General features: G+C 39.4%; 1 protein-coding gene. It reads right to left on the bottom strand.

From position 1 onward, the window contains the following. Window positions 1-309: 309 nt before the first annotated feature. Complete coding sequence (locus AAFP11_RS30200; RefSeq protein ID WP_341740313.1) at window positions 310-1,992, bottom strand: IS1634 family transposase; 1,683 nt, start codon at window positions 1,990-1,992, stop codon at window positions 310-312. Window positions 1,993-2,318: the final 326 nt, after the last annotated feature.

The raw sequence follows: 2,318 nt of genomic DNA, 5'->3' as shown, positions 1-2,318 counted from the left end.
CCCACATTCCGCACCCCCAACTGGCACATAGGCGGATTGAGGGGGTAAAAGTGAATCATCCGAGACCAAGCGTGAGTAAAAACACCCAAAAATCTCTGCAACGATCGCATCACGAGCGTTAGGAATTCCTCAAAATTAACGTGAGGGCATGAATTAAATCTTCTTCACCCATAAAACGTCAAAAATCAGACTATTACTAACTATTAATTTCCAGCATATATCGCCAGCATTATGACAATTATACATCACTGCTGCACCTACAATTATTTAAATGTAAGTCAGTTTTATCAATCCATAATCGACTTCATTTCACAACAATAAATAATAAGACCGACAGGTGACTGGAAACAAATTTAAGATGGCTAACCGTTCGGATGTCAAATTGGAAACTTGTTGAATTCCTTGAATACAAACGGCATGAATCGATTGAAAACTTTGGAACATCCAGCGTAAAGTAGGTCGATTGGTTCCTTTACCCAACTGATTTTTTACGGTTTTATTAGTGAGTTGCAAGTTTTGTCTAAGTAACCTTTGGCCTAAAGTATAAACCAACAAACACAAACCCATTACCAAAGTTAAACCCTCGATTCTTTCCGGCGACTTCAGAAACACGCTATCCGTAAAAAATAGTGGGTCTTTCAGGAACCCAAACCCTCTCTCTGCCGACTGCTGTTCCTTATATTTCACAATCATTTCATCAGGATTTAATTGCTCTGAATCCAGCACATTAGTAGCTAAGATAAATCTGCCACTAGCTTTGGTTTCTTTAGCTATCACGCTAGCATCTAATTCCAGTTTTGCTTCAACTTTAAAGGTCGAGCTAGAACTAGAATTATCATGAGAAATGGTCGAATTAGTAGCTGGTTTTGCTGTCGCTTCTCTGCTGCTAATTTGAGTTAAATTATGATATTTTAGTTGTTTGGATAAACGACTTGCTGCTGCTGAGGCATCGGCTGAACAAGCAAATTCAATATTTGATAACTCTCGCAACTTTTTCTGAGCCTCAACTTCAGCTTTTTTGAGGTTTTTTTCTAACTTACGTTGGTCAGCATCACGACGCAAACTGCTCTCTACTACTAACCATCTTTGTTCAATTCCACCATAATTACTTTTGTGTTCTGACCAACGATATCCGGTCACAGAACTATCGTGAAATTCTGATTCATTTAGTTGAGATACCATTTGCTGTGCTTGTTTCAGGCTCAGTGGTACACGAGTTAACCATCTTAAATTGGTTAACATTTCTAAGTTGGGAGCGGTATATAATGCACTGTCAGCTACCATTAAACTGTCGAGATTTAATTGTTTTTTAAAGTCTTGACAAATTGAGGCGAATATGGAATTATCTGATTCATTTCCTGAAGCTACTCGTAAAAATAGTGGCACATCTCCATCTCCACTACAAATTAGGTCTAATATAAACTGTTTTAAGTCAGGGCGATGGTCACGAGAATAGCCGTAGGTAATCTGAATTGGTATTGGGGATGTTTGATGGTTGATTGATGAATTTTCTAACTGATTGCTATCTGTTTCTGTGCTAGAAAAAGATACTGATGGCAATTCTTGCTCATATTTACCATGTAGATGAAATGAACTTGAGTCGAGGTGAGATGTATCGGTATTTATCTCAAATTTTTGAGCTGCTGACAGGGCAATGGTTGTGAATATTTCTGTAATTCCTGCCAAATATAACTTATCTAATACTCTCCCTAAACGGTCATCATTTAAATGTGATGCTTGAATCCCCGTTCCAAGTAAATGTTCTACTGCTTTCCCTTCAAAAAATTTAGAAAATAAGTATAATGGGGCGGAAACCATCCCTAATCCATTGATGATCATGGCTTTAACTACTAGGCCGGGACTGACTATCTCGCCCGGTTGTTCGCCTACTAATTCATTGATTTTTGGAACAATTCCTATTTCATCAATTAGACCGGCTATCAAGCCCAGATGATCTAGGTTTTCTACTTTCATCTCAGATGCTTTCTGCATGGGCTGCTGAATCCTGATTTGAGCGTCGATCGCGATCGCCAGTTTACACTATTTTTGGCGATGATTGGTTACCCAAGAGCGATCGCAATTAACGCATTTTGGTCAGGCGTGAGGGTAACAGTGAGGTCATAAACACAGGTTTGTGGCGATCGCAATTTTAACCTACATCAGATTTAACTCACGTCCTCACGTCAATTTTCCAGAATGGACTACTGGGTGATGTTGAGTGACCGAGATAGTTGAGCATTTCTACTCATTTTTGTCTCGGATGATTCACTTTTACCCCCTCAACCCGCCTATGTGCCAGTTGGGGGTGCGGAATGTGG

The organism is Microcoleus sp. CAWBG640 (assembly GCF_020883015.1).
Lineage (GTDB): Bacteria > Cyanobacteriota > Cyanobacteriia > Cyanobacteriales > Microcoleaceae > Microcoleus > Microcoleus anatoxicus.
The sequence above is the reverse complement of the archived record's forward strand: the minus strand, read 5'-3'. Positions and strand labels throughout refer to the sequence as shown.

Coding starts and splice junctions, on each gene's coding strand:
- AAFP11_RS30200 (WP_341740313.1), bottom strand. CDS start 1,992: ATGCAGAAAGCATCTGAGATGAAAGTAGAAAACCTAGATCATCTGGGC.